20 protein-coding genes are annotated in these 23,827 nt (G+C 60.8%); 11 read left to right on the top strand and 9 right to left on the bottom strand.

Annotation, left to right across the window (positions count from 1 at the left end):
* Positions 1-81 precede the first annotated feature (81 nt).
* From ACUN0E_RS39520 to ACUN0E_RS39490, 7 genes are all read right to left on the bottom strand, one after another.
* Positions 82-891, bottom strand: a complete 810-nt coding sequence (locus tag ACUN0E_RS39520; RefSeq protein ID WP_445570021.1) for a c-type cytochrome — start codon at positions 889-891, stop codon at positions 82-84.
* On the bottom strand, positions 888-2,513 hold the full coding sequence (locus tag ACUN0E_RS39515) for a b(o/a)3-type cytochrome-c oxidase subunit 1 (RefSeq protein WP_445570020.1): 1,626 nt from the start codon (positions 2,511-2,513) through the stop codon (positions 888-890). The genes ACUN0E_RS39520 and ACUN0E_RS39515 overlap by 4 nt, the downstream gene beginning before the upstream one ends.
* Entirely contained in the window at positions 2,500-3,072 is a 573-nt protein-coding gene (locus ACUN0E_RS39510; RefSeq protein WP_408239684.1) for a cytochrome C oxidase subunit II, read from the bottom strand. Before ACUN0E_RS39510 ends, ACUN0E_RS39515 begins: the two co-directional genes overlap by 14 nt.
* 2 nt (positions 3,073-3,074) lie before the next feature.
* Positions 3,075-3,251: a hypothetical protein gene (locus ACUN0E_RS39505; RefSeq protein ID WP_408239687.1), complete on the bottom strand. Its 177-nt coding sequence runs from the start codon at positions 3,249-3,251 to the stop codon at positions 3,075-3,077.
* Between the two features lie 30 nt (positions 3,252-3,281).
* Positions 3,282-4,676, bottom strand: coding sequence for a c-type cytochrome (locus tag ACUN0E_RS39500; RefSeq protein WP_445570019.1), 1,395 nt, complete (start codon positions 4,674-4,676; stop codon positions 3,282-3,284).
* Positions 4,673-5,389, bottom strand: a complete 717-nt coding sequence (locus ACUN0E_RS39495; RefSeq protein ID WP_445570018.1) for a c-type cytochrome — start codon at positions 5,387-5,389, stop codon at positions 4,673-4,675. The genes ACUN0E_RS39500 and ACUN0E_RS39495 overlap by 4 nt, the downstream gene beginning before the upstream one ends.
* 487 nt (positions 5,390-5,876) lie before the next feature.
* Positions 5,877-6,764 (bottom strand): LysR family transcriptional regulator, encoded by an 888-nt coding sequence (locus ACUN0E_RS39490; RefSeq protein WP_445570017.1) that lies wholly within the window; start codon positions 6,762-6,764, stop codon positions 5,877-5,879.
* 98 nt (positions 6,765-6,862) lie between these two features.
* On the opposite strand from ACUN0E_RS39490, the gene ACUN0E_RS39485 reads away from it, so the two are divergent.
* The 6 genes from ACUN0E_RS39485 to ACUN0E_RS39460 all read left to right on the top strand — a co-directional run bounded on the left by ACUN0E_RS39485 (position 6,863) and on the right by ACUN0E_RS39460 (position 16,223).
* On the top strand, positions 6,863-8,173 hold the full coding sequence (locus tag ACUN0E_RS39485) for an MFS transporter (RefSeq protein ID WP_445570016.1): 1,311 nt from the start codon (positions 6,863-6,865) through the stop codon (positions 8,171-8,173).
* Between the two features lie 323 nt (positions 8,174-8,496).
* A complete protein-coding gene (locus ACUN0E_RS39480; RefSeq protein WP_445570015.1) occupies positions 8,497-9,150 on the top strand; it encodes a response regulator in 654 nt (217 codons plus the stop codon).
* A gap of 151 nt (positions 9,151-9,301) precedes the next feature.
* Positions 9,302-9,994, top strand: a complete 693-nt coding sequence (locus tag ACUN0E_RS39475) for a response regulator (protein ID WP_408239704.1) — start codon at positions 9,302-9,304, stop codon at positions 9,992-9,994.
* 110 nt (positions 9,995-10,104) lie between these two features.
* Positions 10,105-10,749, top strand: a complete 645-nt coding sequence (locus ACUN0E_RS39470; protein ID WP_408388220.1) for a response regulator — start codon at positions 10,105-10,107, stop codon at positions 10,747-10,749.
* 243 nt (positions 10,750-10,992) lie between these two features.
* Positions 10,993-11,739 carry an aquaporin Z gene (gene aqpZ, locus ACUN0E_RS39465; protein ID WP_445570014.1) on the top strand — a complete coding sequence of 249 codons (747 nt, stop codon included), beginning with the start codon at positions 10,993-10,995 and terminating at the stop codon, positions 11,737-11,739.
* A gap of 113 nt (positions 11,740-11,852) precedes the next feature.
* A complete protein-coding gene (locus ACUN0E_RS39460) occupies positions 11,853-16,223 on the top strand; it encodes an ATP-binding protein (protein WP_445570013.1) in 4,371 nt (1,456 codons plus the stop codon).
* A gap of 220 nt (positions 16,224-16,443) precedes the next feature.
* Here ACUN0E_RS39460 and ACUN0E_RS39455 read toward each other — a convergent pair whose 3' ends face one another.
* Positions 16,444-17,379, bottom strand: coding sequence for a LysR family transcriptional regulator (locus ACUN0E_RS39455; RefSeq protein ID WP_445570012.1), 936 nt, complete (start codon positions 17,377-17,379; stop codon positions 16,444-16,446).
* A 504-nt stretch (positions 17,380-17,883) separates the two neighbouring features.
* On the opposite strand from ACUN0E_RS39455, the gene ACUN0E_RS39450 reads away from it, so the two are divergent.
* The 3 genes from ACUN0E_RS39450 (at position 17,884) to ACUN0E_RS39440 (ending at position 20,716) form a co-directional block, all read left to right on the top strand.
* Complete coding sequence (locus ACUN0E_RS39450) at positions 17,884-19,011, top strand: porin (protein WP_408520042.1); 1,128 nt, start codon at positions 17,884-17,886, stop codon at positions 19,009-19,011.
* Between the two features lie 185 nt (positions 19,012-19,196).
* A complete protein-coding gene (locus ACUN0E_RS39445; RefSeq protein WP_408239722.1) occupies positions 19,197-19,631 on the top strand; it encodes a CHRD domain-containing protein in 435 nt (144 codons plus the stop codon).
* A gap of 119 nt (positions 19,632-19,750) precedes the next feature.
* Entirely contained in the window at positions 19,751-20,716 is a 966-nt protein-coding gene (locus tag ACUN0E_RS39440; RefSeq protein ID WP_408340707.1) for an alpha/beta hydrolase, read from the top strand.
* On the opposite strand, the gene ACUN0E_RS39435 is transcribed toward ACUN0E_RS39440, so the two are convergent.
* Positions 20,686-21,528 carry an EcsC family protein gene (locus ACUN0E_RS39435; protein ID WP_445570011.1) on the bottom strand — a complete coding sequence of 281 codons (843 nt, stop codon included), beginning with the start codon at positions 21,526-21,528 and terminating at the stop codon, positions 20,686-20,688. The two genes, ACUN0E_RS39440 and ACUN0E_RS39435, sit on opposite strands and share 31 nt — an antisense overlap.
* Positions 21,529-21,668: 140 nt before the next feature.
* Between ACUN0E_RS39435 and ACUN0E_RS39430 the strand changes: the two genes are divergently transcribed.
* Positions 21,669-23,264, top strand: coding sequence for an MDR family MFS transporter (locus tag ACUN0E_RS39430; RefSeq protein ID WP_445570010.1), 1,596 nt, complete (start codon positions 21,669-21,671; stop codon positions 23,262-23,264).
* Between the two features lie 32 nt (positions 23,265-23,296).
* The gene (locus tag ACUN0E_RS39425) at positions 23,297-23,803 is read left to right on the top strand and encodes a MarR family winged helix-turn-helix transcriptional regulator (protein WP_445570009.1); all 507 of its coding nucleotides are present in this window, start codon (positions 23,297-23,299) and stop codon (positions 23,801-23,803) included.
* Positions 23,804-23,827: the final 24 nt, after the last annotated feature.

Raw genomic sequence — 23,827 nt, 5'->3', positions numbered from 1 at the left:
AAAACACAGCAATCGGTTTTGAGAAAGTGCGCATCGGCGCACGCAGCGCTGCCGGAAGTATGACGGCTTTGTCACTAAGCCCTACTGCTGCGCAGCGTAATACTTAGCCACGCTATCAATCTCCACCGAAGTCATCTGCCGGGCCACATTCCGCATCTGCTCATTAATATCGTTATGCCGGGCACCGGAAGCAAACGCCCGCATCTGCGCAGCCAGATAAATAGAAGACTGCCCACCAAGCCAGGGCGCAGCCCCTTTGCGATCCAGTTGCCCATGACAGGCAGCACAAGGCGCAATATTCCGCTGCGGATCACCCTGCATCGCAAGCCTCACAGCATTCGCATCCGGTCCCACGCCAGAGGGCAAAACCTCAGCCGCTGGCGCACGAGGCAGCGAAGCATAATAAGCCGCCAGATCATGCAAATCCTGATCGCTGCGAGCCGCAATAATCGGCTGCATCACCGCGTTCTGCCGCACACCGTTCTGATAGTCACGCAACTCCTTGTAGACCACGTCGGCATACTGCCCGGCCAAAGCAGGTGCCGTCACTTGCACCGTGCCCATCACGCCATGACACATCGAGCAATTCTGCGTCGCGATCGTCGCGCCGCGGCCGATCGAATTCGCGTCGGCTCGTACTCGCCGCAAAGGCGGCAAGACCACGACCTCGCTCGGCGCCGGACCGGCAATATTGGCGCCACCATACCAACTCGACGGCGCGCCCGCAGCGCTGCAAATCGTCGCCCATAAACCACGCTCGCTGAATCCGCTATTGGCCGATGGCAACCAGATAAAGCCGATCAGTATCGACACGACGGCAATCGCAATCGTGCCGCCAAGGCTCGCCGTGAACCACGGGTTGCGCAAGCTGAAGACGCGTTCCTGACTCATCGCTGCGCTCCGACGACAACTGCCGGCACCGACGTCTGCGGCAATCTGAGCAACTGAACGATCGGCACACTGTAGTTGACAACCGTCAGCCCGATCATCAACGCCACCCACAAGCCGAAACTGTTGAGCGCGGCAGGCACGTGCTCCACCGGTTGCACCGCGCTCGCGAAGCGGAAAGTCTGTTGCTGTACCAGCGGCCCGAATTGCGACTTCGCGAGGATGTAAATGAACAGTACGCCGGACACCACCAGGATCAATCCACCCACCGCCGACATGCCCACCCAGAACGCCTGCGATTCCATCCCCGGCATGGTGTAGTCGTAATACGCCATACGGCGCGGCGCGCCGAGCAAGCCGACGTAGTGCCACGGCAGCGTCGTCACCATCATGCCGATGAACCACAGCCACAGTTGCATCCGCACCAACTTCATCGACGCAATCGCGCGGCCGGTCAGTTGCGGCCACAGCTCGTACGCGATCGCGAAGTACATGATGACGATCGCACCGCCGAAAATCAGATGGAAGTGCCCGGTCACCCACTGCGTGTTGTGCACGGTCGAGTTCAACTGGTAGCTCATGTTGATCAGGCCGCCCGCACCGCCGAGACCCAGCATCAGGAACGAAAACGCAATCACCAGCATCATCGGGTTTTGCCACGGCAAGGCGGTCAGCCAGCCGAACGCACCCTTGCCGCCGCGCAGCCTGCCAGTGATTTCCACCGATGCGCAGATGGTGAACACCGTCAGTAAGGTCGGCACCGACACCATGCCGGTGAACACCGCATGCAGGAACTTGAAGCCCGAGCCGACTTGCGGATCGGCGAACAGGTGGTGAATGCCGATCGGCATGGCAAACACGAGGAACAGAATGAACGACACACGCGCCATCGAATCGCTATAAAGCCGTCCGCCGATCGCGCGCGGCACCAGCGTGTAGTACGCGATGTAAGCCGGAATCAGCCAGAAGTAGACGATCGCATGCAGCGTCCACGAGAACAGGATGCGTGAAAGACCGGCATCGATCGTGTTGGTTAGACCGAGGGCAACGGGCAATATCTGGAACAGGATTTCGAGCGCCGCGCCGATCGCGGTCCACGCCCACAGATACGCGCCCGCCACGTTGGCGAACATCGCGAGCGGTATGGGTCTGCCGGGATTGGCGCGCCGCCAGACGCGCAGATTAACGTGCATCAGCGCGACCCAGATCCACGAGCCGACCACCACCAGCACCACACCGAGGTAATAGAACGGACTGCCGATCATCGGTGGATAAAAGGTGTAGAGCACCGAGGCCTTGCCGAGCGCGACCGGGACCATTGCCATTACCGCGCCGACCGCCAGCATGACGAATGCGGCCCATGCCCATTTGAGGCCGACGAGCCGTTGCGCGAGCGCGAGTTCGACGATCGCGTAACCGAAACCCATCGACACCAGGGTGGGCAGCACGTAAGCCATCACCGAGCCATGCGCGGTCACCGATCGATAGTAGAGCTCGGGGTCGCCGACCCACGGTACCAGTGGGCTGCGTACGAGCATCTGCCACGCGCCGAGCAGCAGCGCGATCAGAAACGCGATGAAGGCCAGCCAGAAATGCGCGAGAACGAGTCGCTTAGCGTGAAACACAGCTGAGCCTCCGTGATTGTCGGGCTTGCTCGAAGAACGTGGCTTTATCGATGACCTTGACGTGCGCCCACATGGTCTGGTGGCCGAAGCCGCAGAACTCGTGACACGGCATGGTGTGATCGCCGGCTTGGTCGAAGCGCGTGTTCAGTGTGGAGACATAGCCGGGCACGACCATCGTGTTGATGTTGGTGTCGGTCACGAGCAGGCCGTGCACGACATCGGCACTGGTTGTGCGGATCGTGATCGGCGTGTCGGCAGGCACCAGCAGACATTGCGGCGTGAACGAATACTGCTGCGCAATGAAACGCACGACCACCGAGCCATCCGGCTCGACGGCGCTGCCGAGGTTGTCTTCGACGAATTCGCCGGACAGTTGCAGCCGCGAAGGATCGATCGTCTCGACCCGCGACGGCGGCATCATCGCCCAGTGCAGCCCCGAGAACACGATGACGGCGAGCATCAGCACGATCAGCGCCGTGGCGAAGATCGCCCAGCGGCGCTCGGCACGTAAGGCGACTTCGTGGCCGCTGCCCGGTTGGTGATTGGAATCAGTCGACATAGTCAATGGATGACGCCGCGCGGCAGAAAGACAAGGAAGTAGAAGCCGAACCAGATCGCCATGACGATCAGCGTGGCGACACCGGCCACGGCGATCGCGCCATGCGGACCGGCCGCGACGACGCGTTCCACTTCTTCATCCGTTGGTGGAGTCGCGCTGTGGGTATCATTCGCTTCCATCTGGAGATTCTCCGGTGCAGCGGTTCAGGTTCAGTGCAGCGGCGCCTTGCGCAATTCGTTGACCTCGCGGGCCGTTACTGGTTTGCCGTGGTTGCCCCACGCAGTGCGGATATACGTGACGACGGCGGCGGCATCGGTGTCGTTCAATTCCTGACCGAACGGTGGCATGCCGTACGGCTCGGGATTGCGCATGGTGCCGGGCGGGAAGCCTCCATTGAGCACGATGCGGATCGGGTTGACCGCGGAGTCCATTTCGATCGACTGGTTACGTGCGAGCGGCGGGTAATGTTGCAATTGGCCTTCGCCCTTGGCGCCGTGGCACAGCGCACATTTGTCGGCGTAGATTTTTTCGCCGAGCGCGAACACGTTTGTATTGGTCGGTGCGGACGGTCCCGATTTGCGGCCGCGGTTATCCGGCAGCGTCTTGAGATAGACGGCCATCGCCTTGACGTCGTCGTCCGTCATGTACTGAAGGCTGTGATAGGTGACTTCGGCCATCGGCCCGTACACGGCGCCGCGATCGGAAATGCCCGCTTGTAGCAGGTCGACGATGTCCTTGATGCTCCAGTCGCCGAGGCCACCGTCCTTATCGGAAGTCAGCGACGGCGCATACCAGTTTTGCACTGGAATCAGACCGCCGGCGAACTGCTCGCTTTGTGATGAGCCACCGAGCATGTTGATCTTGGTGTGGCACATCGTGCAGTGCCCGAGCCCATCGACCAGATACGCGCCGCGATTCCATTCAACCGATTTGGTCGGATCCGGCTGGAACTCGCCTTCACGGAAATACAGTGTGCGCCAGCCGTACAGCAGCTTGCGCTGGTTGAACGGGAAGCGCAGCGTGTGCTTGTGGTTGGGCTCGCGTACCGGTGCTACTGACTTCAGATAAGCGAAGATCGCGTTCGAATCTTCACGTGTGACCTTGGTGTATTGGGCGATCGGCATCGCGGGGTAGAGCATGGTGCCGTCCGGCGTGCGGCCGGTGCGCATCATCTTGAAGAACGCTTCCTCGCTCCATGTGCCGATGCCGTATTGCGCGTCCGGCGTGATGTTCGGCGAATACAGTGTGCCGAACGGCGTATCCATTGCGAGGCCGCCGGCAAACAGCTTGCCGCGCGGCGCGGTATGGCAGGCGACGCAGTCGCCGGCACGCGCCAGATATTCGCCGCGTTTGACGATGTAGGGGCGGGTGTCGGCTTTATCGCCAGTTGCCGTCGTTGCTGGCGTCGTTGTCGTTGCCGCAGGCGCGGCTTCAGCAGCACCTGCTTCAGCGATCAACAACGCTTGCGGTGAGCTGGAATACGCGGCGCTGCCGGCGACGATCAGGCCGGCCGTCAGCAAGCCGGATACGAGCGACACAGCGGCGCAACGGCGCTTCGCCACGGCATACAAAACAGGGCGGATCGAGCGAAGGGTCGGCTTCATTGCGGTTGACTCCCGCATGCGAGAGGCAGCTGCCTGACGGACACCGGCGCCGGCCGCGGATCGGCAGGGCGCGGCTGGCGCGCGAGCCAGCTCGATACCGCGGTAATGTCCTTGTCGGTTAGCTTGACGGCGATCGAATGCATGCAGTCCGGTGCGAGCGCGTGACGTGTGCCTGAACGCCACGTGCCCATCTGTCCGGCGATGTAGCTCGCATGCAGGCCGAGCAGGCCCGGAATGCCAGGTTGCGTACCTGTCATGCGAGCACCATGACATGCGATGCACGCCGGGATCTTGCGTGCCGGGTCACCTTGCGTGACGAGCCGTTGTCCGGCTGCGAGCACTGCGGGTGAGATTTCGGTGTGGTCGGCATTGGGGTAGGGCGGCTGCAGGTCGGCGAAGTACTGGCTGATCTTGCGCAGATAGTCGTCGGGCAGAAAGGCGAGCAGATAGCCCATCGGCGGATAGGTGCGGCCGCCGTCACGAAACGCGATCAACTGATTGAACAGGTAGTCGGCTGGTTTGCCGGCGATACGCGGGAAGTAGTCGTTGTTCAGGCCTTGACCTTGCACGCCGTGGCACGACGTGCAGGCGCGCACGCGCTCGTCCATGGCCGAGGGCATCGCGCCTGACGCATCAGTGGCTGCGAACGCCATGCCACGCCAGATGACGTAAAACGCCAACAGGATCGAAAATCCGATAGTTCTACGATGCACGCCAGGCCTCGTCGGGGGAACGGTTATCTTCGCGTTTTATTTCTCATGCATTCGCTTATGAATTCGATGAGCGATGCATGAAAAGCCTGCTAATTCTTCTTTTATAACGACTGCATGGGCAGCAAATCGAAACAGACTTATTAAGGATGTGCAGTGTATCTATCGATACAGCGATGCAATTGCTTCATAAAACAAAGATCTGCCTGAATACGCCGATGGGCGGCGGCTTTCGGGCTGCTGTAATAACGCTTGATGCGTCGGGTAGACGTATAGCAGGTTGCAGGAATTCATCGGATACGTCAATAAAAATTGATCGACCAATTGGCGGCGCACTTGATCAGCATAGATGTCGATTAGAGCGTATTCAATATTTATTCTGCATATGGTTTCAATGCGGACTGCATCGCCAAATGCGAATGATGCGCTGCGCTATATTTCTGTCGAGATGTATGTGTATGCGGCGCAGCGCGTGCATCGACGTAGCGCGTCAATTGAAGAGATGCATCAACGCCGTGCGTGCATTACTCACGCGTTCGCTCTCGCCGATTCGCCCCGGGAGCAGATGAAACTCGACGGCGGGCAGTGCGGGCAACCCGACGCTCGGTGGATAGGCCACCACGCCCCCGCCAATCGACGATTCGTTCAGGCAGGAAATGCCCAGCCCGGCCCTCAACGCCAGTTGCAGTCCGGCCACCCCGGAGGCCGAATGCGACACCAGATAAGGCACCTTGTGTTCGTCGAGGAGCTTCACGACGAAACGCTGCAACTGGCAACTCGACGGCAGCAGTACCAGAGGATAAGGCGTGGCTGGCCGCGGACTGGCATCTGCCGCGCAGACCCACAGCAGTTTCTCGCGCCGCACCACCGTGCTTTGCGCGCCGGCGCGCCGGCTGGTGGTGCGCGTGTTCCTGGTCACAAGTCGCAACGAGAGACCGATGTCGTACGACGCATCGTCGCCGGCGCTGCTGTCGATCACGGCGCTCGGCAACACGGTGACGTGCAGCTTCAGGCGCGGGTGCTGTTCCGAGAACATCTTGAGAATGCGCGCGATGTCGAGCGGACGGTAATAGTCCGTGATGGCGATGCGCAGTTCTCCGTCGAGCGAGCGGCCTTGCAGGTCCTCGAACGCCGCCTCGCTCATTGCGATGATGCGGCGCGCGTGATCGAGGAGGCGGCTGCCGGCCGGCGTGGCGGCCACACCCTGCTTGCTGCGCACGAAGAGCGGCTGGCCCGCGCGCTCCTCGAGCTTTTTCAACTGCTCACTCACCGACGACTGCGACAGGAACACGCGCTCCGCGCCGGCTGAGACGCTGCCTGATTCGGCGACGGCGAGGAAGGTGCGCAGCTGCGTCAGGTCAAATCCGCGTTGACTCATGATTCGGTATATCCGATGGATATCATCTAAATTTCCGGCTTTTCCGATGGTTAGCCCAGCCGTAGGATACCTCCAATTCATTCATTGCAGAGGCTGTCATGAGAAACGAATCGGTTGCTGCCGTGCGGGTACCGGGTGCGCGGGCGTCAAGCCATCGGTGGAAGGTGCTGGGAGTCGGTTTTGCGGCGAATGCGAGTTTTTCGGCCGCTTTCTCGGGGATTCCGACCACGGCCGTTTTTTTGCGCTCGGGTTATCACCTCGGCAACGACGGGTTGGGACTGGTGCTTGGCATGCTCGGTTTGGGCATTGCGGTGAGCGAGTTGCCATGGGGACTTCTGACCGACCGTTGGGGCGACCGTCGCGTGCTGCTGCTCGGACTTCTTTCGACTGCCGCGGCGCTAGCCGGGTTGGCATTGTTCGTGGTGCCGTCCGGCGCGCATGTGCCGGGCGTGGCGACGCTCGCGCTCGGCTTGTTGCTGGTCGGCCTGCTCGGTGGCAGCGTCAACGGCTCGAGTGGCCGTGCGGTGATGGCCTGGTTTCGCGAAGGTGAGCGTGGCCTCGCGATGAGCATTCGGCAGACCGCGGTGCCCGCCGGCGGTGGGCTGGGGGCGCTGATCTTGCCGGTGCTTGCCTCAAGATTCGGCTTTGCCAGCACGTACACCGTTCTGGCCCTTGCGTGCGCGACTACGGCGGTGTTCGCGTGGTGCTGGCTGCATGAACCTTCGCATACCGAAGGGAATGGCGAAGGTACAGTTCGCAGCGCTGCGGCTGCCATGCCGGCGAAGGTTTCGCCGTTGCGCGATATCGGCATATGGCGTGTGGCCCTCGGCGCGGGCGCATTGTGCGTGCCGCAGCTTGCTGTCGTGACGTTCGGGACCGTCTTCCTCCATGATTTCAGCCACGCGGGTGTACTCACAATCAGTGTGACGATGGCAGCGGTGCAAACGGGTGCTGCGATTGCGCGGGTCTGGAGCGGCGCGTGGACCGACCGGCGTGGCAATCGACGCGCTTACATGCGGGCCTGCAGTGTGCTGACCGCGGTGCTGTTCGTATTGCTCGCCCTGGTGACTGGCCTGGCCGGCACGCACCATGCGGCGATGACGGCTGTGTTCGCGCTGATGATCGTGCTGGGCGGCATCAGCGCGTCCGCATGGCACGGTGTTGCCTTCACGGAACTCGCGACGCTCGCAGGGACGAGCCGCGCAGGTACCGCGCTGGCGATCGGCAACACCTGCGTCTTTCTCTCGCTGTTCCTGACGCCGCTCGCTATTCCGCCGTTGTTGTCGGTGGGTTCGTGGCCGATGGTGTGGGCGGTGGCCAGTGTGTGCGCATTGATCGCACTACCGGTGTTTCCGCGGACGGTGCGCGCTAGCAAGCGGGTGGCGGTGCGCACTTGCGATGCCACGTGATGAATTGATGGTGACCGACGGCGCGATGCCACCGGTCCCATTCGTCGTTTCATTGCTTCCCAGTCAGAAATAAACATTGAGAGACGAATTTTCGCGTATTCAATTCGCATAACTATGTATTGATATTTTGATAGTTAAACGATGGGCTATCAAATTATCGGCGGGTTTCGGAACGCTCCGATTTTCGCCTGGTTGTCGTGGTGGTTTTATGCTGCCCTTGGCGCGTGGCCTCTCGCCAGGAGGTCGTCAAAGCAAGTGCGAAGCGAGTGGGATTTCCCTTGCGTGTTCGCCGAATTCACCTACAACAACCGAGAGAAATCATAGTGAATCTTCGCGTCATTCTGGCTGACGATCATCCTTTCGTTCTGCTTGGCGTTCGAGCCGCACTGGAAATGCATGCCGGCATCGCCATTGTTGGCGAAGCGGCGACGCCTACTTCATTGATCAAACTGTTACAGAGCACACCATGCGACGTGCTCGTCACCGATCTGACGATGCCGGAGGAATCCGACACGGTTGAAGACGGGCTGGATCTTGTCAGGCGAATCCGATCTGGCTGGCCATTGTTGCGTATCGTCGTGATGACCGCTCTGACAAACACCGCGATTCTGCGGGTCATGGTGTCAGACGGCGTAGTCAGCCTGCTCAGCAAAATTGAAACAATGGATGAACTCTGGCAAGCGGTCGAGGCGGGTGGTAAGGGAGAGGTGTACGTCGGCCGTTCCATCATCGAAGCGCTTACCCATTCCCCGGACGAAGCATGCGATCTGTCGCCGGGTTCATGTTTGTCCCGCAGACAGGCGGAAGTGATAGCAATGTCCGTGCGTGGCCATTCGATCTCCGAGATCGCGGTAGCGCTCGGATGTCATCGCCGAACCGTCAGCCGTCAAAAACGCGAGGCAATGGCTAAACTCGGCGTCACCAACGATCCTGGTCTCTTCGCTTATATCCGTGCACATGGAGTTTATGAAAGTTAAATCGCATCGCTAATCAATTATCCGGACACGTTCATTGAGTCATTTCAGAGCGATCTTATTTTTATTTTCCGAAATATGTCCAATTATCGCGGGACGGCCAGTTGCTCCGAAGAGAGCGACAGGGAATCTAGGTGCGGGGGAGAAGTAGACGATGAACGACAACGCAGACTCAAGCACACCTGTTCGAACCATCATCGCGGACGATCATCCACTGGTTCTGTTGGCGATCGAAAATCTGATGGTGAGCTATCCGAATATGCAGATCGTCGGCCGCGCTGCCGACGCCACAGAACTTTTCAAGGAAGTCGATCGTGTTCCGTGCGACCTCGTTCTCATGGATCTCTACATGCCAGGAGGCTTCTGCGGCGATGGACTGGAAGCCGTCAGGCAGTTCAAGGTGCGCTATCCCGATGTTGCACTTGTCGTACTCACTATGGAAACCGAAGCTGCCGAGCTGAGAAAGGTCATCGCGCTCGGGGTCGACGGGCTGATTAGCAAACGGGACCGGATCGATCTGATTCACGTGGCCGTTGTCACGGCGCTGGCTCGCGAGTGCTATCTCGGACCGGCGGTGAGATCGCTGATTGCCGACGCAACGGCGGCGCAGCGGCTCGATTTTGTCCGGCAGATGTTGTCGCGCCGCGAACTGGAGGTGTTCACGCAATACGCTTCCGGGCTTGGTGTAACGGAGATCGCCGCACGCCTCGAGCGCAGCGTCAAGACAATTAGCGCTCAGAAATGTACCGCGATGCGCAAGCTCGCCCTGCACAGCGACGCGGAGCTGTTCCGCTTCGCCGTCGAGCACGGCGTGATCTCTGAGGATTGCCTGCACAACCGGCGTTGAGCCGACAAGGCGTCACGCCGGTACGGTGGCGTGGCGAACAGAAGATGTACTTGGCACTCCCGGGGATGCATGTCGCGTGCAGGGAGTGCCAGTCGATAAGACAACAAAAAATGACACAAAAAATCCGCGTCATCGTGGCCGACGATCACGATTGCGTTCGTGTTGGTGTGATGCGCCTGCTACAAACCGCGCCCCGCATCGAGATAGTCGGTGAAGCGCGCGATACCCAAACGCTGGCCGAATTGCTCGACAGCCATGCATGCGATGTTGTCGTGTCGGATATCGGCATGCCGGGCATTGACGGTGCCAGCAACGTCGTGTCTTTCCTGCGCCGGCTGTTCCGGGCGCGGCCGCACCCCTGCGTCGTCGTGCTGACGATGATCTGCCATGCGCACATGCTTTCTGGGTTGTTGCACCTCGGCGTGACCGGAATCGTCGACAAGCGCGATACCGCCGCGGCGTTGATCGAAGCGATCGAGGCAGCAGTTAGCGGCCGTGTTTATCTATCGGATCAGGCACGCGTCGCAATAGATGCATCCGACGCGCCGCCGCAACCGCGCGCGGGCGTGCTGAGCGCGCGCGAATGGGAGGTCTTCCAGCTCTATGTGCAAGGTCTGGCAGTCCACGAAATCGCGGCGCGCCTGCAGCGCAGCGGCAAGACCATCAGTACACAGAAGCGTAGTGCGATGCGCAAGCTCGGTCTCGAGACAGAAAACGACCTCATTGACTACGCGAGACAAATCGGGTTGGCCTGACAGTCGTGTGAGAGAACGGACTCTTGACCTTCAATGATTCTTAAGACTTTAGGAGTCTTCTGATTGGTTGAGCGACGTTGCCGTTTCATAGTGCTGGATTAGCTGGGGTTCGATTTCCAATGCCAGCCTGGTGAAAGCAGTCATTTCATTAGCGGGGTGGTGACGAGCCTGGAAAATTCAGGCAGATGTTTAACAGCTGGGGTGCTGCGCCATCTGCCATTCACACAAAAACTGGGGGGCGCAATGATAGCGTTAGGCAAGCGGTTATTGGTCGAGGGGGTCGGTACTGCCTGGGTGGTGTTCATCGGCTGCGGCAGCATTGTATTGAACACCGGCGGGGTCCAGCAAGGCTACGGCGTGCTCGAGGTATCACTCGCGTTCGGCCTCGCGCTCGTCACGGCGAGCTACGCTCTCGGCGCCATCTCCGGCGCACACTTCAACCCTGCTGTCACAATCGGCTTCACAGTCGCGCAACGTTTCCCGGTTCGGGATCTGCTGCCCTACATTGCCGCTCAGATGCTCGGGGCCATTGCGGCGGCCGCGATGCTCGCTTACGTGGCGAGCGGTCGCCCCGGCTTTGAACTGACCGCGAGCGAATTCGCCGCGAACGGTTTCGGCGACCATTCTCCGGCCGATTATCAACTTCATTCTGCGCTGGTCGTCGAGCTTGCATTGTCGTTCGCTTTCGTCATGGCGAGTCTGATGGTGGCCTGCAGGCGAAGGTTGAGGCCGATCGCACCGATGGTTGCCGGCGCGTGTCTGATGATCGTGTACATGGTATCGATTCCGGTTACCAACGGCTCGATCAATCCCGCCCGCTCTACCGGTCAGGCGTTGTTCGTCGGCGACTGGGCACTCGACCAGCTCTGGCTGTTCTGGGCGGCACCGTTGCTGGGCGGCGTCGCCGCCGGTACGCTGTTTTCATTTCTCCGGGGCAAGTGTGGCCGGCAGGTTGCGTCGCTCTCTCACGAGCAGGGCAAAGCGGCGTGAGCGCCTCCCGGTGTCAATTCATGGTGCCCGCTATGAGACGCCAACGCGGTATCGCCGTAAGGCGGACGCGACGCGTATTGCAGTGCGTGCTTGTAGTGTTCGCATTCGTGATCATGCAGATACAGCCAGCGGCAGCTCAACCGTTAGCCGGTGGATCGCATCCGTCAGTCGAGGACGGCTTTCCCGCCACATTGACCGTCGGCGTTCTGGCTAATGGATGGATGCCTTTCGACGGGCTTCAGGACGGTCAGCTAACCGGTTTGAGCGCAGATTATCTGCGCGCGCTCGTTGGACCGAACGTCGTGATCGAGCCCCAAGCATTTCCTGACATGCCGCAACTACTGGCCGCGGCCTGCGCTGGCAACGTCGATCTGGTGATGAGCGTTGCACGCACTCCCGAGCGGGAACGCTGCTTCAGCTTCACCGCGCCGTATTTTCGCGCGTCCGCATCTGTGGCGGTCCGCCGCGACGGCGACGTGTACGCGAGCGCGGCTCAGCTTGCCGGCGCACGCCTCGCGATAGAGAACGGGTTTGCGCTGGAACGCTCCTTGCGCGAGCGCTTTCCACGCGCCCAGCTCGAAACCTTCGCAAGTACACACGCGGCGCTGCAGGCAGTCGCGCAAGGCGATGCCGACGCCTATCTCGGCTTTACGCCGGCCGTTCAATACGCACTGGGCACCGAGGAATTCCGAGGATTGCGAGTCGCTTTCGAGGAGCGCGGCAGAACCGCCGACTTGCGCTTTGCCCTGGCGCGCAACCGGGTGGCGCTGCGTGACCAACTCGACCGCGCGCTCGCTTCAATGAATCCGGCCGACGATACGGCGATCCGCGTGCGCTGGCTATCCGGCAGCTTCGACGCGCAAGCTGCGTCCGCTGCGCGGCGCCTCATGCTGACACCGGAAGAGCAAGCCTGGCTTCGTTCGCTGCCTCCCTTGCAGGTGGGTTTCGATAATGGTTGGCCGCCTTTCAGTTATGTCGACGAGTCCGGCCATCCTGCCGGCATTGCCGCCGAATATCTGGATTACTTGAGCCGTGCGCTGGGTGTCGTGTTCAACCGCGCTCACACGGCCGACTGGCCCGCAACGATTGACGCTTTCCAGCACGGCGATCTGGCGATTCTGGCCACCTCCTCGATCAACGACCCACGTCTGAAGAACGCGTTGCACACCCGTGCTTACGAAAGCTATCCGCTCGTGATCGTCGGACGTGAAAACGAACCAGCCGCACGCGCGCTGAACGATTTCGCCTCGCGGCGCATCGTCGTCTCGTCGCATATCGCAGGTTCGATTTCGCTCGCGATCGACAAAATTCCGGCCGCCAACATCGTTGTCGCGCCCAGTCTGGATGACGCTCTCAAGATGGTCGAGAACGGCCAGGCAGACGTACTGGTCGGCAATGTCGCCGCCGTCGATATCCTGCTCAAGCAACGTTACACTGGTGTGCTCAAGATCCTCGGCGCGATAGGCGGAACCGACGCACTCGGCTTCGCGGTGCGTCCTGATCTGAGCCCGCTCGCGGGCCTGATCGACCGTGCGTTGCTGGCTATGCCGCCGGCAGAGAAGCAGCGCATCCGGCAAAAGTGGGTGACCGGTAGCACGGGAGAGCAGGGAACATGGAGCGTTACCGCGGTGCGTCTTCTGCCGTTGCTGATCGGCATCGGTCTCGTATTGCTGGTCACGTTGCGCGCATATCTGCTGCTGCAGCGTGAAGTCAGGCGGCGCAAACGGACCGAACGCGAACTGGCTTTGCAACTGAATTTTCAGGAAACCATGATGGAGATGGTGCCCTATCCGCTCGTCGCTAAAGATCTGGACGGGCGCTATATCGCGATCAACCGGGCGTACGAAGAAGCGTGCGGTTTGCGCCGTGAAGCAGTGATCGGACGCACGGCCGCTGACGTTCAGGCATGGGGCGAAGCCAACGGCCACGTTCTGGATGAACTTACACGTGAGATGCTGATTGGCGGTGAGCCCGCACAGGCGGAACTCCAGTTTGAACGCGGCACAGGCGACCTGCGTCATGGGCTGTTCTGGACCCGCATCGTTCACAGTGCCGACGGCAAGCCGAGTTGTGTGCTCGGAACGATGGTCGATATTACCGATATCCGGCGTGCTGAAATGCTCGCGCGCGAAACCGAGCGGCGTCTGTTCGACGTCACGCGTTCATTGCCGGCCGTGGTGTTTCAACTGCGTCGCACCGCTGACGGCGCGTACTCGTTTCCGTATATCGGCGGCGACACACGACATCTGCTGGGTGGTGACCACGCCTCGTTGATGAGCCGCGGAACGATCGACTTCAGACGCGTGTGCGAAGAGGACCGGTCTTTCGTGCTGGCCGAGCTGGAGCGATCGGCGCGTTGCGAGACAGCAGTGAATATGGAATTTCGCTTCGAAGTCGAGCGTGAACTTAGGTGGGTGCGCGCGGAGGTGGTGCCGCGCCGCGAGAAGAATGGCAGCGTTGTGTGGAGCGGTTATTGGGTGGACGCAAGTGCTGAGCATGCGCGGTCCGCGGAACTTGCGCGAGCGCGCGACGTGGCCGAAGCCGCCTCGCGTGCAAAAGATGACTTTGTCGCGATGATGAGTCACGAAATCCGTACGCCGATGAACGGCGTGCTGGGCCTCGTCGAAGTGATGGAACGCACGCCGCTCAATGCGGATCAGGGGGAAATGATGAGCATGATCCACGAGTCGGCGGGTGCGCTGCTGCAGATTCTGGACGATCTCCTCGATTATTCGAAGATTGAAGCCGGGCGGCTGACTATCGAAGCCGAACCCATCGACATGCGCGAATTGGTCGACAACGCCGTCGGCTTGCTCGCGGGCCGCGCCCATGAGAAGGGCCTGAAGGTACGTGTGGATATCGCGCCTGAAGTTGCGGCTATGCTACGTGGCGACAGCGTGCGATTGCGGCAAATTCTGTTTAATCTGCTCGGCAACGCCATCAAGTTCACGCCGGAAGGCGAGGTCGACGTGCAGGTTGCGGTCGTCGACCAGACTGGCGACGCTCAGACGCTCGAGATGACCGTCAAGGACACCGGCATCGGCATCGCGCCGGAAGCGCAGGCGCGACTGTTCGAGCCGTTCGTGCAGGCGGAATCGTCTACTACCCGCCGCTTCGGCGGCACCGGTCTGGGCCTGACGATCTGCCGCAGGCTGATCGACCTGATGGGCGGCGCGCTCGAATTGCATAGCGAATCTGAGATCGGTACGCGCATGACTGTGCGTCTCACCATGCCGGTGGAATCGCAGCGCTACTCCGTGAGCGGCTTGCGCGGCAAGCGCGGCATCGTGACGACGGGGGACACGCGGGTCGCGCAGGCGCTGATGCATTTCGGCGAGGCTCTCGGACTCGATTTGCACCGCCTGTCGCCTGATGCGGCCGAATTTGGCGATCCGGGCACACTGGCGGGCGTGGATTTGATTTTCGTGAGTGAAGATGTGGTACTGCCTGCAAGCGTCGGGTCCGGCTCGCGGATCATCTGCCTGACAGAGAAGCCGAAGCCGACCGGCTACCGCATCCTCGACAACAATGTGCGTGTCAGTATCAACCCGATCTCGTGGCGCGGCCTCGGCGCGGCATGCGCCGCGGCGATGACGGGGCTGCCTTCGGTGGCGCCGCGTTCCACTGGCATGCAGCGCATAGCTGAAGGCGCCAACGTGCCGCCGGATCGTGAACGGGCAATTGCTAGCGGACGGCTGATCCTGGTTGCGGAAGATCATCCGGTAAATCAGGAACTGATCCGTCATCAACTGGCCTTGCTTGGTTTTGCCTGCGACGTGACGAACGACGGCGTCGAAGCACTGGCCGCGCTCGAACAAACCAGCTATGGATGTCTGATCACGGACTGCCATATGCCGAACTTATCCGGCTATGAGTTGGCACGGCGCATCCGGGAGCAGGAAGTGAACGGCGCGCAGCATCTGCCGATCCTGGGCATTACTGCAAACACCGCGCCAGAAGACCTGAAGCTATGCCGTGAGGCGGGCATGGATGACTGTCTCGTCAAGCCGACGCGGCTCGCTACGCTGCGCGACTACCTGAGTCGTTGGTTCGGCACTGACAGCGCATGGCAAGCCGCACCCGCTGAAACTGTCAGTGTGCCGTCGGCTTCCGGGCCGGATGCCTACAGCGGCCCCGACCCATTCGTCCCGGTCGATCTGAGTCACATGACGCAGTTGTGGGGGAGCGAATCGACCGTTAAGGCATTGCTCGATTCGTTTGTATCTTCGGTGCGCGAAGATGTGCAGGCGTTGTCGCCACTACTTGAACACGTCGAGGTCGGGCGTCTGCGCGAGTGGCATCATCGCGTGGCAGGGGCTGCGAGCGTGCTGCAGTATCCGCCTCTGCTCAACGCGTTGGAAGACTATCGCCGGGACATCACCCTCAAGACGCCGGAGCGTTTGCGTAGTGATGGGCTGGCGTTGGCGCGCAAGTGCAATGCGATGCTGGATGGAATCGAGGAGCAGGCTGCATTGCTTGCATGACGCTGCTTCGTACAGCAGCGAGGCCGGACAGTAGCGCCTTGCTTGGGCGATCGCATTGGCGCGTCCTCGAAAGTGAATTCAAGGGACGAATCGAGAGGGCGAAAAAAAACGCGGCCGAAGCCGCGTTAAAGATTTGGAGACATCCCTCGATGAAGGAGTCACTTCTCGCAGGACAAAGCATAACCGACCCCGCGCCAAAGATTCATTGCAAAATGCGCAATTAACTGTTTGAAAATTTCGATGAAAGCGCCGACAGGGCGTTGTTTCGGAAGTAGTCGACAGTGAATTCTACAAACGATCGTGTTTTGGCTGGTACGTGTCGACGCCCGGGGTACACCAGTGACACCTCCTTATCCGCGCCTTTGATTCGATAGGTCGGCAGCACCTGCACGAGCGCGCCGTTCATCAGGTCTGCAGCAACGTGATTCTCCGGGAGAACGGTAATGCCCATGTCGGCGAGCGCTGCCTGACGCAGCATAACGGCATTATTGACCGCATAAGTAGAATTAAGGCTCACGGTTTGCTCGTGTCCGCTTGCGGCGACGAAGGTCCAGGCGGAGTTGTGAATATCGGCGGACGGGGCAAGGAAGGTGTGGGCGTTGAGTTCCGCGGGTGCCCCCGGCGCTCCATTTGCTTTGATATAGCCCGGCGATGCCACGGCGACCGGCCGCACTCGGTACAGCGGGCGCTTGATCAACGTGCCGGTGCTGACCTGTCCACGCGCCACGATGCCGACATCGAAACCTTCTTCGATGAGATCCACCGGCCGATGAAGCAGCGTGACGGATAGCTTCACCTTTGGATGATGTGTTCGATACTGTTGCAACAGCGGTGTCAGTCCAAATAATGAAAACGATGCGGCGGCGACGAGTTTCAGCGTACCGGACGGATCGGTTGCGCTTCGCGCCACGCCCGACTCCATCACCTCAATCTGTTCGAGAACCCGCCGGCAACCCTCGGCGTATGCCTGCCCTGCTTCGGTCAGCGAAAGGCTGCGGGTGGTTCGGTTGACGAGTCGCGTATCCAGGTGCGTTTCGAGTAGGGCGACATAGCGTGTCACCACTGCATTGGAGAGATCCAGACTCGCAGCCGCACGCCCGAAAGAACCGGTTTCGGCGACTTTCAGAAAGACGCGCATGGCCTGCAACTGGTTCATCGTAATAGTGGACTCGAGCGGGGAACGCCGGGGCGTATAGAGCTACCTGTGTTCGGTTGAGCGCGGGGTGAAGCCGCACCGAATGCGGTGGGGCCCTTGACGCGAAAACGCTAACGCCGCACGCAAGACGTGAGCATGGTAATCGCCGCGAAAAATGCCGGGGACAAGAACCGGCCGAATAGGTATTAAGAGATTTCCGAATACGTGATGTGGCGAAGCTGCAACATTTTAATTAGATAAGTATCGCTAAATATAAAAAGAGATAAATGGACTGCCTTGCGGCTCAAGGCTTGCCGATACTCCTACGTCTATTTTTCGAATAATTCAAAAGATCTTTTGTGCGGATGCATGTGGTGTCCCAGAAAGTTGGGCACCTAAACTCCGCTCTGCAGATCAAGCCGGTGTGCGGAGAACGCTCTGGATGCAGCCCGTCCCCAGCCTGCAATCGCGCTGTACAAATAAATCGAGTCGAAGGCTCAGTAACTACACGTTATTTGGAACAACATGAAAAAGATTCTCATTCTCGCGGCGATTTCCGCGACGTTCGCTAGCGCCGCCAATGCGCAAAGTAGCGTGACGCTGTATGGCGTCGTCGATGCCGGTTTCACGTATGTGAACAATGAAGTGTCGGCTAGCGATGCGTCGAAGCACGCTGCCGCATATGGCCTGACGAGTGGCAATCTGTCTGGCAGCCGTTGGGGCCTGCGTGGCCGCGAAGATCTCGGCGGTGGTTACGCGGCAATCTTCACGTTGGAGAACGGCTTTAGCGTGGCCAATGGCGCCGCTGCACAGGGTGGACGCAGCTTCGGCCGTCAGGCGTTCGCGGGTATCTCGAGCGACTACGGCACGGTCACGCTGGGTCGTCAGTACGACTCCGTGGTCGACTATCTCGGTCCGCTGACGGCAACCGGCAGCTGGGGTGGCACGTACTTCGCCCATCGAGGTGATAACGACAACGCCAATGCGTCTATGCGCATCAACAACTCGGTGAAATACCAGAGTGTGAATTACGGCGGTTTCTCGTTCAGCGGCCTGTACGGCTTCTCGAATCAGGCAGGCGCCTTCGCGAACGATCGCGCCTACAGCGCAGGCATGGGCTATTCGAACGGTGGCCTGAATCTGGCGGCCGGCTACTTGCAGGCTCAGGGTGTTGGCGGCAATGCGAACGGTGCGATCCAGGACGGCGCGCCGAATATCGGCGTGCCGGGTGAACGTCAACGGCAACGCACGTGGGGTGCCGGCGGCAGCTATGCATTTGGCCCGGCAACCGTCGGCCTGGTCTACACGCAAAGCCGTTTCGACTTCGTGTACAACACCGCCTCGGTGCGTTACAACAACTACGAAGTCAACGCGCGCTATAACCTGACGCCGGCGCTCGCATTCGGCGCAGCCTACACGTATACGCAAGCGTTGCAGCACACGCCTGGCACGTCGAACGGATCGAGCCACTGGAACCAGTTCGGTCTGCAGGCTGATTACGCGCTGTCCAAGCGCACTGATCTGTACGCCGAAGGCGTCGCGCATATCGGCGCGGACGGCAACGCGGTCGGCGCGCAAGTGTTCGGCACCGACGCACCGTCGTCGAGCAAGAACCAGGTGGTCGTGACGACGGGTATCCGCCACCGCTTCTAACGCGTTACTGTGGGAAGGAAAAAGCACCGCTTGCGGTGCTTTTTTTGTTGGTGCGCACGCGATTGAGGCGGGCGTGTCATATGACCCCTGACGCAAACAGGCTCGACGGATTTGCACTAGTATGTGGTTGCTCCGCACGTGGCCGAAATTTCGGTGCGGCGGTGCATCAAAGTCCGGAGAAGACCATGATTGCGCTTCGAAAACTGAATTTTGCCGTGGTGGTGTGGGCGTTGGCGTCGGGTGTCGCCTTTGCCGATACGGTCGCGTTGAAGGCTGATCTTGAGCCGTCGAGTGAAGTGCCGCCACGCGTGAGCCACGGGCACGGCATGTTGAACGCCACGTTCGATACGTCGACCAAGTCCCTCCAATGGACTGTCACCTATGAAGGGCTGAGCGGCCCGGCAACTGCGGCGCACTTCCACGGTCCCGCGCCGGTCGGCCAGAATGCCAAAGTCCAGGTGCCGATCGGAAAGGACGCGCTCGCGAGCCCGATCAAAGGATCGGCGGCACTCACCGAACAGCAGGTGACGGACTTGATGGCGGGGCAGTGGTACTTCAACGTCCATACCGCGCAGAACCCGATGGGTGAGATTCGCGGGCAGGTTTTGCCGGCCAACTAAGCAGGAGAAAAGCCCCGCCCGGAGGCTTGAGCGCTTTTTCAGGATTAGAAGTTCTCGTCCATCGACGCGGCGGCGAACGCACGTACCATGACGGGACACTATCGAAGGAGCGTGTCCTGATGAGCTGGCAAAGTGCACTCGCGTGCTGGTATCTGCGTAGGCAGTTTCGGCCGCAAACCTTAAAACCAGGCATCAATGTTGAGAAAGCGCGTGCGCTGACGGCCAAACGTGCGTGGTCGCCCCGTGTGCCTGGTGGCTGGCAGTTGCGCGAAATGGTTGGACCGGACGATCAGCCGCTACACGGAGAGTGGATAGAGCGGGTCGACAGCACGCAGGCCGTCGACGCCAGCCCGACTGTTCTCTATTGCCACGGCGGCGGCTACTACTTCTGTTCGCCGCGTACCCATCGCTCGCTGGTGTACGGTCTGGCGACGCGCGCCAATGCACCGATTTTTTCACTCGACTACCGTCTCGCACCCGAGCATCGCTTTCCGGCCGCGCTCGACGATGCGACTGCCGCCTACCGCCGTTTGGTCGCGGACGGCACGCCGCCCGAGTCGATCGTAATTGCGGGTGATTCAGCGGGCGGCGGCCTTGCACTGGCCACGCTGGTTGCTCTGCGCGACGCCGGCGATCCCTTGCCGGCGGGCTGTCTGCTGTTCTCGCCATGGACCGATCTGGCCGCTGCCGGCGCGACCATCCGCACCAACGACGGTTTCGATCCGATGTTCAGCGGCCCTGCCATCGCGCTCGCAGCCAAGGTCTACCTCGGCGACACGTCGGCCACTCATCCCTACGCTTCGCCGGTTTATGCCGACCTGCACGGCTTGCCGCCGCTCTTCATCATGGCGGGCAGTACGGAGGTATTGCTCGACGACTCACAGCGCGTCGCCGATAAGGCGCGCGCAGCGGGCGTCGACTGCGAACTCGAAGTGTGGAAGAAGATGCCACACGTCTGGCCGCTGTTCTCTCCGTTCATTCCCGAAGCGAATCGCGCGCTCGACTGCGCTGCCGCTTTCGTGCGGCGTGTGACGAGCGGGGCAGCGAGAGACGTTCAGCCGTCCAGCGTCATATCTATCGCCTGATAGGCCGCCTCGACTGTTTCCTGGCCGTATTGCCGCTCCAGGCGTCGCACGGTGAAGTGGCCGTGCGCGACTTGCTGGAAGTGGTCGATGAACACCGTATTGACCATCGCGCCGAGCACCGCGCCGATCGCCGGGATCGACTTGGCGGCGATCTGCTCGCTCACCTGCACCGAAAAGCGCGCGGCAATTGTGTTGAGCAGGCGCAACAATGCCGCGGAGCCGTGCGCGGTGAAGCCCTTCGTCGCGATTTCGGATGAAGCCTTCGACACCGCCTGCGCCAGCGCGCCGCGCATGATGAAGTAGCCGAAGTCGGCGTCGTCGTCGGCTTTCGAGCTGCCGCCCATGCCGAGCACCGTCAGGCATTGCAGTTGCGTGTCGATCGACGTCAGATCCTCGCCCTCGCTGCGTGCAATGTCGCAGATCGAGCGAAACATCAGCGTGGTCGTGACCGGCAACTCGACGGGCAGCGCGAATAGACCGAATGCGCCGCCGGCCGCGCCGGTGGTGGCCACGGCAAACTTGTGCAGCAGGTTGCTCGGTTTGTCGGGCACCACCAGGGGCGTGGCGCCAGCCTGTCGCCCCAGCGTGCGCAGCGCGATCGACAGGCACTTGCGCAACGCCAGTTCCGTCGCATCCGTGACCTTTTCGTTAGCAAAAGCAGGCATGCGCGAGAGCAGCTTTTCGAGCGGCGAGCCGACAATGCTGGCCAGTTTCATCGCCAGCGCGGGGCTCTCCAGTTCGTGTTTCGCGCGTCTGAGCGCGCTCAGGTCTTCGTCGGATAGCGATTGTGCTGCGAGCGAACTCGGCTCCATGTGCCTCCCTGGCGTCATGTGTTGTCCATTCTTCAGTCGATTGCCGGCGCGGTGAACCGCACTGGCGGGCTCCAGCTTAGAGCATCGCCTCGTGGTATGATTCACTATTGTTTGACGAGTCAACTGTTGCTCTATCAAAAATGGCTGTCCATACCGCGGCCCACCACTCGAGTGGGCAAGTTTTACCTTTCCGTGAATCGCTCTTGGCGATGCTCGGCATTTCCTTCGTCACGATGCTGGTCGCCCTCGACCAGACGGTGGTCGGCACCGCGTTGCCCACTATCGTCTCCGAGCTGAAGGGTTTCGAGCTTTACGCGTGGGTCGCCACGTCGTATTTGCTGACCTCGGTAATCACCGTACCGGTCTTCGGCCGGCTCGGTGATTACTACGGGCGCAAGCCGTTCGTGATCGCATCGATCGTCGTGTTCACGGCGGCTTCGGTGCTGTGCGGCGCCGCCAACAATATGCTGTTCCTCGTGCTCGCGCGCGGCTTGCAGGGTATCGGTGGCGGCATGCTGGTCGGCACGGCCTTCGCTTGCATTCCTGATCTCTTCCCCGACTCGGTCGTGCGGCTGCGCTGGCAGGTGCTGATGAGTTCGGCATTCGGGATTGCGAATGCCGTGGGGCCGTCGCTCGGTGGTTTTCTCACGCAGTACTACGGCTGGCGCTCGGTGTTCTATGTGAATTTGCCGGTCGGCTTGCTGTCGCTGTTTTTCGTTTGGCGCTTTCTGCCGCATCTGCGGCATGTCGAGCACGAAGGGAAGATGCGGCTCGACTGGCCGGGTGCGCTGCTGATCGCGGTGGCGCTCGGCTCGCTGCAACTGTTCGTCGAGTTGTTGCCGAAGCACGGCGTCACCTTGAGCGCCTTCGCGCTGCTTGCACTTAGCGTCGCCTCGGCATACGGGTTGTGGCAATGGGAAAAGCGTTGCCCGACGGCGATCCTGCCGGTGGATATGTTTCGTAATCGCAGCCTGGCGGCACTCTTCACGCTCGCCGTGCTGGGCGGCTTCACGATGTTCTCGCTGCTGTTCTACGCCCCGTTGCTGTTCCAGGGCGGCTTCGGAATGTCGCCGAAAGAAGCGGGGCTCGTCATTACACCGCTCGTCGTGTTCATCACGATCGGCAGTATCGCCAATGGCCGCATCGTCTCGCGCGTGCGCAATCCGAATCTGATGCTGTATATCGGCTTCGCGCTGGTAGCGCTGGCGTGCCTTGGCGTGGTCGTCGCAACGCGCTCCATGCCGCAATGGATGCTGATGTCGTTCATGGTGCTTGGCGGCCTCGGTCTCGGCTTCGTGATGCCGAATCTGACGATCTTCGCGCAGCAGACAGCAGGCCGCGAACACCTCGGTATTGCCACCGCACTGCTGCAGTCGCTGCGGATGATTGGCGGGATGATCGGCACAGCGCTTACCGGCACGCTGATCAGTCATATGTATGCGAGCGGCGTGCGTAGCGCGCTGGAAAACGATCACGCGTCGCAATGGTTCCCCGATCTCGGCGACCCGCAAATTCTGATCAATCGCGACGCGCAAAACACCTTGCTCGGCCAGTTGACGCATGCGGGCCACAACGGCGCGATGCTGCTCGAGAGCGCGCGCGAGGCGCTCGTTGCGGCGATTCATCTGGGGCTCGCGATGGCGGCGATCATTGCCGTGGTGTCCGTGTGGCAAAGCCGCCGTGTGCCGCCGATCAAGCTCCAGCGCAAGCTCGAGCCGGTGATTCACGCGGATTGATTTTTTAGTCTTATCAGTTTTACTGACAGATCATGGAAGAACAGGACCGCGTCGCCGTCATGCAGCAATTCGGCCGCACTTATCGGGCGTTCATGTCGGCATTCGAGGCCCAGGTTGGGCACCCGTTGCCGCGCTGGCGCATTCTGCTCGCGCTGCATGAGCAGGCCGGCGAGTCGTCGCAGAAGCGGTTGGTCGAGCGCTTGCGCGTCGATCCGGGTGCGCTCACCCGGCAGTTGAAAACGCTCGAGAGTTTAGGCTGGATTGCACGCAGCATGGATACGCGCGATAACCGCGTGACCAATGTACGTTTGACCGAAGCGGGGCAGTCGGCCACCGAAGCCAGCCTGCCGCGTCGCAACGCATTTTTGAACGACACCATGGCGGCATTGCCGAACGATGCGCTGGGCGCACTATCGCGGGCTTTGAAGATGCTGGAAGTGCGGATCGGCGAAGTGGCTGCGACGGCTAACGCAGCGGGCGCGGACTCTGATGCTCTTCCGCAAGTGCCCGACGCGGCGGGCAGTGAACCGGCGCATTAGGGCTGACAAAAGAAGGATTCGGCG

This window comes from Paraburkholderia sp. D1E, from assembly GCF_052682275.1.
The sequence above is the reverse complement of the archived record's forward strand: the minus strand, read 5'-3'. Positions and strand labels throughout refer to the sequence as shown.

Coding starts and splice junctions, on each gene's coding strand:
- ACUN0E_RS39490 (WP_445570017.1), bottom strand. CDS start 6,764: ATGAGTCAACGCGGATTTGACCTGACGCAGCTGCGCACCTTCCTCGCC.
- ACUN0E_RS39500 (WP_445570019.1), bottom strand. CDS start 4,676: ATGAAGCCGACCCTTCGCTCGATCCGCCCTGTTTTGTATGCCGTGGCG.
- ACUN0E_RS39425 (WP_445570009.1), top strand. CDS start 23,297: ATGGAAGAACAGGACCGCGTCGCCGTCATGCAGCAATTCGGCCGCACT.
- ACUN0E_RS39470 (WP_408388220.1), top strand. CDS start 10,105: ATGACACAAAAAATCCGCGTCATCGTGGCCGACGATCACGATTGCGTT.
- ACUN0E_RS39510 (WP_408239684.1), bottom strand. CDS start 3,072: ATGTCGACTGATTCCAATCACCAACCGGGCAGCGGCCACGAAGTCGCC.
- aqpZ (WP_445570014.1), top strand. CDS start 10,993: ATGATAGCGTTAGGCAAGCGGTTATTGGTCGAGGGGGTCGGTACTGCC.
- ACUN0E_RS39475 (WP_408239704.1), top strand. CDS start 9,302: ATGAACGACAACGCAGACTCAAGCACACCTGTTCGAACCATCATCGCG.
- ACUN0E_RS39445 (WP_408239722.1), top strand. CDS start 19,197: ATGATTGCGCTTCGAAAACTGAATTTTGCCGTGGTGGTGTGGGCGTTG.
- ACUN0E_RS39505 (WP_408239687.1), bottom strand. CDS start 3,251: ATGGAAGCGAATGATACCCACAGCGCGACTCCACCAACGGATGAAGAA.
- ACUN0E_RS39430 (WP_445570010.1), top strand. CDS start 21,669: ATGGCTGTCCATACCGCGGCCCACCACTCGAGTGGGCAAGTTTTACCT.
- ACUN0E_RS39485 (WP_445570016.1), top strand. CDS start 6,863: ATGAGAAACGAATCGGTTGCTGCCGTGCGGGTACCGGGTGCGCGGGCG.
- ACUN0E_RS39450 (WP_408520042.1), top strand. CDS start 17,884: ATGAAAAAGATTCTCATTCTCGCGGCGATTTCCGCGACGTTCGCTAGC.
- ACUN0E_RS39435 (WP_445570011.1), bottom strand. CDS start 21,528: ATGGAGCCGAGTTCGCTCGCAGCACAATCGCTATCCGACGAAGACCTG.
- ACUN0E_RS39455 (WP_445570012.1), bottom strand. CDS start 17,379: ATGAACCAGTTGCAGGCCATGCGCGTCTTTCTGAAAGTCGCCGAAACC.
- ACUN0E_RS39440 (WP_408340707.1), top strand. CDS start 19,751: ATGAGCTGGCAAAGTGCACTCGCGTGCTGGTATCTGCGTAGGCAGTTT.
- ACUN0E_RS39460 (WP_445570013.1), top strand. CDS start 11,853: ATGCAGATACAGCCAGCGGCAGCTCAACCGTTAGCCGGTGGATCGCAT.
- ACUN0E_RS39520 (WP_445570021.1), bottom strand. CDS start 891: ATGAGTCAGGAACGCGTCTTCAGCTTGCGCAACCCGTGGTTCACGGCG.